The sequence below is a fragment of the Streptomyces bobili genome (genome assembly GCF_002154575.1).
GTDB lineage: Bacteria > Actinomycetota > Actinomycetes > Streptomycetales > Streptomycetaceae > Streptomyces > Streptomyces bobili.
On sequence record NZ_MUBA01000069.1, the window covers coordinates 1 to 8,553 of the forward strand.

At 71.4% G+C, this 8,553-nt stretch carries 10 protein-coding genes; 5 read left to right on the forward strand and 5 right to left on the reverse strand.

What is annotated here, in order from left to right; all coding sequences use genetic code 11:
* A partial coding sequence (locus BZL64_RS06740) for a DUF5134 domain-containing protein (RefSeq protein WP_143663016.1) occupies positions 1-348 on the reverse strand: 348 nt, incomplete at its 3' end.
* A 280-nt stretch (positions 349-628) separates the two neighbouring features.
* On the opposite strand from BZL64_RS06740, the gene BZL64_RS06745 reads away from it, so the two are divergent.
* Positions 629-1,342 (forward strand): MarR family transcriptional regulator, encoded by a 714-nt coding sequence (locus tag BZL64_RS06745; protein ID WP_086767122.1) that lies wholly within the window; start codon positions 629-631, stop codon positions 1,340-1,342.
* 12 nt (positions 1,343-1,354) lie between these two features.
* On the opposite strand, the gene BZL64_RS06750 is transcribed toward BZL64_RS06745, so the two are convergent.
* The 3 genes from BZL64_RS06750 to BZL64_RS06760 all read right to left on the reverse strand — a co-directional run bounded on the left by BZL64_RS06750 (position 1,355) and on the right by BZL64_RS06760 (position 3,804).
* Positions 1,355-2,401, reverse strand: coding sequence for an aldo/keto reductase (locus BZL64_RS06750; protein WP_086767124.1), 1,047 nt, complete (start codon positions 2,399-2,401; stop codon positions 1,355-1,357).
* A gap of 173 nt (positions 2,402-2,574) precedes the next feature.
* Entirely contained in the window at positions 2,575-3,339 is a 765-nt protein-coding gene (locus tag BZL64_RS06755) for a VOC family protein (RefSeq protein ID WP_086767127.1), read from the reverse strand.
* 72 nt (positions 3,340-3,411) lie between these two features.
* Positions 3,412-3,804, reverse strand: a complete 393-nt coding sequence (locus tag BZL64_RS06760; RefSeq protein ID WP_086767130.1) for a VOC family protein — start codon at positions 3,802-3,804, stop codon at positions 3,412-3,414.
* A 72-nt stretch (positions 3,805-3,876) separates the two neighbouring features.
* Between BZL64_RS06760 and BZL64_RS06765 the strand changes: the two genes are divergently transcribed.
* Positions 3,877-4,416, forward strand: coding sequence for a GNAT family N-acetyltransferase (locus BZL64_RS06765; RefSeq protein ID WP_086767132.1), 540 nt, complete (start codon positions 3,877-3,879; stop codon positions 4,414-4,416).
* A 3-nt stretch (positions 4,417-4,419) separates the two neighbouring features.
* Here the strand turns inward: BZL64_RS06765 and BZL64_RS06770 are convergent, their stop codons facing one another.
* On the reverse strand, positions 4,420-5,103 hold the full coding sequence (locus tag BZL64_RS06770) for a glycerophosphodiester phosphodiesterase (RefSeq protein ID WP_086767134.1): 684 nt from the start codon (positions 5,101-5,103) through the stop codon (positions 4,420-4,422).
* Between the two features lie 223 nt (positions 5,104-5,326).
* On the opposite strand from BZL64_RS06770, the gene BZL64_RS06775 reads away from it, so the two are divergent.
* From BZL64_RS06775 to BZL64_RS06785, 3 genes are all read left to right on the forward strand, one after another.
* Positions 5,327-6,724 (forward strand): DUF6421 family protein, encoded by a 1,398-nt coding sequence (locus tag BZL64_RS06775; RefSeq protein WP_086767136.1) that lies wholly within the window; start codon positions 5,327-5,329, stop codon positions 6,722-6,724.
* Positions 6,725-6,762: 38 nt separating this feature from the next.
* Positions 6,763-7,509: an SDR family NAD(P)-dependent oxidoreductase gene (locus BZL64_RS06780; protein WP_086767140.1), complete on the forward strand. Its 747-nt coding sequence runs from the start codon at positions 6,763-6,765 to the stop codon at positions 7,507-7,509.
* Positions 7,506-8,553, forward strand: a 1,048-nt coding sequence (locus tag BZL64_RS06785; protein WP_086767138.1) for a threonine aldolase family protein, incomplete at its 3' end; no start/stop codon positions are given. The genes BZL64_RS06780 and BZL64_RS06785, both read left to right, overlap by 4 nt.

Sequence of the window (8,553 nt, forward strand, 5' to 3'; positions counted from 1 at the left end):
ATGGTCTACATGGCGGCCGTGGATGACCTCCTCCCCCACGGCCGCCATGTAGACCATGGCCGCGGCCCCCACCAGGTGGTGCAGATGGTGGGTTCCGCTCCTGGCCACCCACAGGGCCCGCAGCGCGGCTCCGCCGAAGACGACCGCGTACGCAGGCCAGACCCAGGCCGGCGGAGTGAAGGCCGAGCCGGGTACCGCCATGACGGCCATCCCGAAGCCCATGAGCGCCTCGTCGCCCGCGGCCCGGCGCTGTGTCTCGTCGCTGCTGCGCATCCGCAGCAGGCAGTAGGCCCCGGTGGCCGCGCACAACGCGACCAGCAGCCAGCCGGGCGAAGCCGGTCCGTGCACGCGTACCTCCCCGCTCGACGGACGGTCCAGGAATGCGATGCCCCCGCCATGCGGCGCGCACGCGAGCGCAAGGAAGTACACGGGGAGCATTGGAGGGAGCACGGGAGGTGAGGAGGTGCCCGCCGACGCGGTGACCCGCGAGTGGTGGCAGCGCGCCCGGCCGCGGGAGCGGGTCGTCGCGGCCGAGGGGGACCGGACACCGTACGCTCGCCGCGACGGTCCGGCGCCAGGGACTCCTCCTGACCCGGCACGACGAGGCGAGACCGGAGGATGTACGGCCATGACGGCGACGCAGGGACAGCCTGTGGACGGGGACGACGCGGGCCGGCCGGCCGGCGGGGACGAGAGCGTGCGAGGACCGCTCGGCGGCGGTGACGCCGCGCAGGCGCGGTCCGCCGGAACCAAGGCCACGCCAGGCCGCCCCGCCCCCCATGGAGCGAACACCCAAGGAGCGGGCACCCAAGCAGGGGGCACCCAAGGAGACGGCGGCCGTGCGGACACCGTCGCCGCCGTGGTGCGCCAGTGGCAGGACGTGCGTCCCGAGCTGGACACCGGCCCCGTGGAGATCATCGGGCGGGTCAACCGGTGCGCCGCACTCCTTCAGCAGGCCGAGGACGCCCCGCTGCGGCGTGCCGGGCTCAGCCGGGCGGAGTTCGAGCTGCTCGGTGCGCTGCGCCGCACCGGTCACGAGCTGACCCCCGGCGAACTCGCCCGCGAGACGTTCTCCTCGGGCACCGCCGTCACCAAGCGCGTCAGAGCGCTGACCGAACGAGGCCTGGTGGAGCGACGCGGCGACACCCGGGACCGCCGCGTCGCCCACCTGAGCCTCAGCGAGGCCGGCCGTACCCTGATCGACGGCGTCCTGCCCGAGCAACTCGCCTACGAGAGTGCCGTACTGGCCGCCCTGGACGCCGACCGGCAGGACGAACTCGCCGGACTGCTCAGTGAGTTGCTCAGCCGCCTGGAGGAGTACACGCGGGCCCTGCGGGTCTGACGGCGTCGTCGGTCACCGCACGTCGTGGACCGTACGGCGGTGTGTGGAGCGCCGGTCGTCGATGGCCTGCCAGCGGTCGCCGTAGACGGTGCGGGTGACGCCCGGATCGCGCAGGAACTCGTGCGGGAAGCCGAGCGGCACGGCGCTCACCTCGTCGAGGCGGGCCACGGCGTCGGCGTCCAGGCGGACGTCGAGGCAGCCGAGGTTGTCCGCGAGCTGGCTCTCCCTGGTGGCCGAGACGAGCGGTACGACGTTTCCGGGGCGGCCGAGCAGCCAGGCCAGCGCGACCTGGGCCGGGCTCCAGCCGCCCTCCTCCGCGATCTCCAGGACCGCGCTGATCACGGCCGCCTCGCGCCGGTCCTCCTCGCCGGACCCCAACCGGCCGGACTCGCCCCGCCGGTACTTCCCGGTGAGTTTTCCGGCCGCGAGGGGCGCCCACGCCATGATCGCCATGTCGAAGGCCCGTGCCTGCGGCAGGAGTTCGCGTTCGGGAGTGCGTTCCAGCAGGCTGTACCGCAGCTGTGAGCCGGCGAACGACGTCCAACCCCGCAGCTCCGCAAGGGTGTTGGCCTGCGCGATCTCCCAGGCGGGCCAGTCCGAGACGCCGACGTAGAGGATCTTGCCCGCGCGTACGAGGTCGTCGAGCGCGCGCATGACCTCGTCGACCGGGGTGAACTGGTCGCGGGCGTGGACCCACAGGACGTCCAGCCGGTCGGTCCGCAGCCGGCCCAGGCTGGCCTCCACGGACTGCACCAGGTTCTTGCGGTGGTTGCCGGCGGCGTTGACGTCACCTTCGCGGACCGCGCAGGTGTACTTGCTGGCGAGGACGAACTCGTCGCGCCGCCCTTCCAGCAGCGCGCCGAGGAAGCGTTCGGAGTCGCCCCCGGTGTAGATGTTGGCCGTGTCGACGAAGTTGCCGCCCGCCCGCGCGTAGCGGTCCAGCATCTTCGCGCTGGTCTCCTGGTCCGCGCCCCAGCCTCCGTCGCCGCCCATGGTCATCGCCCCGAGGCCCAGTTCGCTCACGCGCAGACCGGTCCGGCCGAAGAGTGTGTACCGCATGTCGTCGTTCTCCCCCTGAAGGCGATCGCCAGGCGTTCGCACGTCCATCGTGAGCCGTGCCAAGGCGATCGGAAGTCACCGATGGCACGACGCTAGGGCCTGAAGCGCGCTCGAAGGCAACCCGGTGCCCAGTGCCCGGCAGCCGTGGACGTACTTCCGGCACGGTCAAGGGCTCAGCGCTCGTCGGCGGCCCGGTACACGCCGAACACCGCTCCGCGCGGGTCCCGCAGCACCGCGATCCGGGGGCCGTCCGGCACGGAGACCGGCTCCGTCAGCGCCGTGCCGCCCGCCCGTCCGGCCGCCGCCGTCGAGGCGTCCACGTCGGCCACCGCGAAGTACGGCAGCCAGTGCGGCGGCACCTCGGGCGGGAACGTGTCGTCCATCGTCATCATCCCGCCGAAGTCGGCGCCGCCGACGCCCCACCGCGTGTAGTGCTCCGAGGTGGCCACGGTCCAGCCGAACACGGTCGTGTAGAAGGCCTCGGCCCGCGCGGTGTCGCGGGTCACCAGCTCCACCCAGCCCAGCGAGCCGGGCGCGTTGAACAGGCCCGCGCCCGGAAAGGTGCGGGCCTGCCACAGCTGGAACGCCGCGCCGCCCGGGTCGAGGGCGACCACGAACCGGCCCACGTCGAACACGTCCATCGGGCCGACCAGCACCTTGCCCCCGGCCTCCTCGATCATCCGCGCGGTGACGTCGGCGTCGGAGACCCCGAAGGACACGTTCCAGGCGACCGGCCGGCCCTGCTGGTGGAGCGGCGTGAGCGCGGCGACGGCCGCGTCCCCGAGGTGCGCCACGGTGTAGCCGCCCGCCTCCTGCCGCGGATCGGTCTCGCACCGCCAGCCGAACAGCTCCGTGTAGAACCGCTGGGCGGCGGCCGGATCGTCGGTCCCCAGCTCGGCCCAGCAGGGCCCGCCGGGCACGGGCGCGTCGAGCTTCATGGCGTTCCTTCCGAAGGGAGCACCCCCCTCCAGCACGCTAAGCCCGAGCCCGGTCCGCGGCATCCGCTGAGGTCAGGTACCCGGGCGGTACCGCAGCGGATGGCCCGCCGGCACCTCCACCAGCACGATCGGCGTGCCGTCCGGGTCGGCGATCCACATCTCGACCAGGCCCCACGGCTCCTTCACCGCGGGCCTGACGATCGGCACCCCGGCGGCCGTCAGCTCCTCCTGGGCCGCCGCCACGTCCGGCACCTGCATCCACAGCCGTACGGCGGGGTCCGGTGGCGTCCGCGCCCGCCCGGAGACCTCGAGGAACCCGCCGCCGAGGAAGTAGACCGTGCCGCGTTCGGACCCCGTACCGAACTCGCGGTACACGGCCAGGCCCAGCTGCTCCCCGTAGAAGGTGCGGGAACGCTCGGGGTCGGTGGGGTGGAGCAGGATTCGACTGCTCAGTACATGCACCATGCATCGGGAGCCTAGAGGCCGGTTAGGCTCGGCGGTGCCCAGCCGCGCGACAGATGATCCGGAGAGCCCCGCATGGACACCAACACCACCGAGTCCAGCTTCCGTGACGCCACCGATGCCGACGTGGACGCGCTGGTCGCGCTCGTCGAGTCGGCCTACCGCGGGGACTCCAGCCGGGCCGGCTGGACCACGGAGGCGCACCTCCTGGAGGGACAGCGCACCGACCCCGAGGGCGTCCTGGACGTCATCAAGTCGCCGGACGCCCAGGTGCTGATCGTGGAGCAGGCCGGCCGGATCGTCGCCTGCTGCCAGCTCGAACACCGCGGCGACCACGCCTACTTCGGCATGTTCGCGGTCAGCCCCACGGTCCAGGGCGGCGGTGTCGGCCGGACCGTCCTGGAGGAGGCCGAGCGCCGGGCGCGCGCCGACTGGGGCGTCACCGAGATGCGCATGACGGTGATCGTCCAGCGCGAGGATCTCATCGCCTGGTACGAGCGGCGCGGCTACCGCCGTACCGGACGGATGACGCCGTTCCCCTACGGCGACGAGCGCTTCGGCGTCCCGCAGCGCGACGACCTCCGGTTCGAGCTGCTGGTCAAGCCCCTCGGCTGAGGCTCACGCCGTGAGGCGGCCGGTGTGCCTGATCTCCGGCCGGTCGGTGGTCGCGCCGTCCAGCCCGAAGGCCCGGACCAGCCGCAGCTGGTCCGGCGTGTTGACCACCCAGCCGATGATCCGCAGGTCGTGCCCGCGGGCCTCCTCGACGATCTCCAGGGTGAGCCGCCGCAGGTTCAGGCACACGGTCGCGGCCCCGGCGGCCACCGCCCGCTCGACGACGTCCCCGTGGTAGCGGCTGGCGATGAGCGCGGTGCGCACGCCGGGAACCAGCCGGGCCATCTCGGCGATCGCCTCGTCGTGGAACGAGGACACCTCCACCCGTTCCACCAGGTTCCGGTCGAGCATCACCTCGGCGAGCGCCCGCGCCGCCTGTACGTCCTTGATCTCGGCCTGGAGCGGCACCGACACCGCCGCCAGGACCTCCTCGAAGACCGGCACCCGCTCGCCGAGCCCGGCGTCCAGCGCGCGCAGCTCCGCGAGGGTGTGATCCGCGACCGCGCCGCTGCCGTCGGTCGTGCGGTCCACCTCGGCGTCGTGCATGACCACGAGCGCGCCGTCCTTGCTGAGGTGCAGATCGAGTTCGACGGCGTCGAGACCGGCCCGCTCGGCGGCGACGAACGACCTGAGGGTGTTCTCGGGTTCGACGCCCATGACCCCGCGGTGGCCGATGGTGAGGAGGTTCAAGAGATGGCTCACTTCCCTGGACGGACCGGTGCGCCGGCGCGCGCATCGTTGCGATCCCTACCCAGCCGCCCGCACCGAAAGCATCTGTCCACTCGATGACGTGCAGGAAAAAACGCGGTGACGATGGCATCACGCAGGATAATTTCCCGAAGGTCATCTTGCTGGAGGAATCCTCTTATGCGTACGGTGTCCATACGTGAGGTTCTCCTGTGGAGGATGGGACATGACGCAGATTCTTGTGCAGGTGGGTGCGGAGGAGCGGGTTCCTCCCGTGGCCAGGGTGGTGGAGCACCCGGCCTGGCCCGTGCTCAAGGATGCCGTGGAGCGGATCCGGCCCTGGCAGGCGAAGGACGGGTCGATCGACTTCACGGCCGAGGTTGCCCCTGAGCGCGCCGACGCCGAAGAGGCCGTGAACCGCGTGGCCGCCGCGGTCGAGGAGCTGTCGCCGCTGCTCCCGCACGACGCGGACTACCACCGCGCGCTGGTGCAGGATCTGCGCCGGTGGGCCGAGGGCGGCTTCGAGGTGCCGGACTTCCTGGACTCGCTGCTGGCCTTCCAGCCCGCCGCGAACCGCGCGGACGGCCTCCAGCACCTGGTCGTCTTCCCGATGTACACGCAGAACGGCAACCCGGACCGCAACCTCGAGGCGGTCGTGCTGCGCATGGTCTGGCCGGACTGGCTGGCCGAGCTGGAGCGCACCCGCTTCGACAACCCGCTGTTCTGCGGCATCACCTTCGAGGACTTCACGGCGGGCTACGACACCAACTCCGCCGTCCTCTTCCCGGAGACCATCGCCGTACGCGAGGCGCCGGAACGATTCTCCTGGGGTGGCATCTTCTGCGACCGCGAGGCCGCCCGCTTCCGCCGCGTCACCGACGCCGCCGTCGGCATCCTGGGCCTGGAGCTGCCCGAGGACGTCGCCGCCATGGTCCACGACCAGAAGCGCTGCGAGGAGGCCTTCGTGCTGTGGGACATGGTCCACGACCGCACCCACAGCCACGGCGACCTGCCCTTCGACCCCTTCATGATCAAGCAGCGCCAGCCGTTCTGGATGTACGGCCTGGAGGAGCTGCGCTGCGACCTCACCGCCTTCAAGGAGGCCGTGAAGCTGGAGGGCGACGGCATCCCGCAGGCCCGTGACGTGCAGTACGCGGTCCTCTTCGACCGGATGTTCCGCTTCCCGGTCACCGGCGAGCGCGTGCGCAACTACGACGGCCTCGGCGGCCAGCTCCTCTTCGCCTACCTGCACAAGCACGACGTCGTCCGCTGGACCGACAACAACCTGCACATCGACTGGCAGCGCGCCCCGCAGGTCACCAACGAACTGTGCGCCGAGATCGAGAAGCTCTACCGCGACGGCATCGACCGCCCCAAGCTCGTCCACTGGTTCGCCGGCTACGAGCTGGTCTCCACCTACCTCGCCCCGCACCCGGGCTCCAAGTGGGCCAAGGGCCCGGACGCCCTGGACCTGACCCAGCCGCCCCGCAAGCTCGTCGATGACGTGCTTCCGGACGAGTTTCCGCTGAGCATGTTCTATGAGGCACTGTCCAAGAAACTGAAGAACGTGATTGCCTCGACCCGGGGCATCACGGCGGACGGCGCCGAGCGGATCGCCGCGTGAGCGACCTGCGTACCGAGAACGCTCAGGAGGCGAGGACCATGGGGAACGGGGCTCTCAGCGGTGCGGTGATCGCGGTGGCCGGTGCGGGCGGACCCGCCGGCCGGGCGGCACTGATCAGGCTCGCGGAGGCGGGCGCGACGGTGGTGGGCGCGGACAACGACCCCGAGCGTCTCGCGGAGGCCGTGGACGCGGCGAGCTACGCCGCCGGCGGCGCGACCGTCATCGGCGAACCGGTCGACCTGCTCGACCTGCGGTCCACCCAGGAGTGGGCCGCCCGCGTCGAGAAGGACTTCGGCCGGGTGGACGGGCTCGTGCACCTCGTCGGCGGCTGGCGCGGCAGCGAGACCTTCACCAAGACCAGTCTCGACGACTGGGACTTCCTGGAACTGCTGCTCATCCGCACCGTGCAGCACACCACGCTCGCCTTCCACGAGGCGCTCCAGCGCAGCGACCGCGGCCGGTACGTCCTGATCAGCGCCGCGGGCGCGAGCAGCCCCACCGCGGGCAACGCCGCGTACGCCGCGGGCAAGGCCGCCGCCGAGGCGTGGACGCTGTCCATGGCCGACTTCTTCCGCAAAGCGGGGGGCCCCGACGGGCCGACCTCCGCGGCGGTGATCCTGGTGGTGAAGGCGTTGGTGCACGACGCGATGCGCGCCGACCGGCCCAACGCGAAGTTCGCGGGATTCACCGACGTCAAGGATCTGGCCGAGGCCATCGCCGACGTCTGGGAGAAGCCCGCCGCCGAAGTGAACGGACACCGTCTGTGGCTCACCGAGAAGCCGTGAACCCACCCCGCACCGACGCGCGTCGCCATCACGACCCGGAGGTCCGCGGTTTCGCCAGCGACAACTACGCCGGCGCCCACCCGGAGGTGATGGCCGCCCTGGCCCTGGCCAACGGCGGCCACCAGGTGGCGTACGGCGAGGACGACTACACCGAGAACCTCCAGAGCGTCGTCCGCGGCCACTTCGGTCCTACGGCGGAGGCGTTCCCGGTGTTCAACGGCACCGGCGCCAACGTCGTCGCGCTCCAGGCGGTCACCGACCGCTGGGGCGCGGTGATCTGCGCCGAGAGCGCCCACATCAACGTGGACGAGGGCGGCGCGCCGGAACGCATGGGCGGCCTCAAGCTTCTCACCGTGCCGACGCCGGACGGCAAGCTCACTCCCGAGCTGATCGACCGGCAGGCGTACGGCTGGGAGGACGAGCACCGGGCGATGCCGCAGGTCGTCTCGATCACCCAGAGCACGGAGCTGGGCACCCTCTACACGCCCGACGAGATCCGGGCGATCTGCGAGCACGCCCACGCGCACGGCATGAAGGTCCACCTGGACGGCTCCCGCATAGCCAACGCGGCGGCCTCCCTGAACGTCCCGATGCGGACGTTCACCAACGCGGTCGGCGTCGACATCCTCTCGCTCGGCGGGACGAAGAACGGCGCGATGTTCGGCGAGGCGGTCGTCGTGATCAACCAGGACGCCGTCTCCCACATGAAGCACCTGCGCAAGCTGTCCATGCAGCTAGCCTCCAAGATGCGCTTCGTCTCGGTGCAGTTGGAGGCTCTGCTGGCCAAGGATCTCTGGCTGCGCAACGCCCGGCACGCCAACGAGATGGCGCAGCGCCTGGCCGAGGGTGTGCGTGCGGCGCACGGGGTGGAGATCCTCTACCCGGTCCAGGCCAACGGAGTCTTCGCCAAGCTGCCGCACGAGGTGAGTGAGCGTCTGCAGAAGCGGTTCCGCTTCTATTTCTGGGACGAGTCGGCGGGCGTGGTCCGCTGGATGTGCTCCTTCGACACGACGGAGGAGGACGTGGACGCCTTCGTGGCGGCGC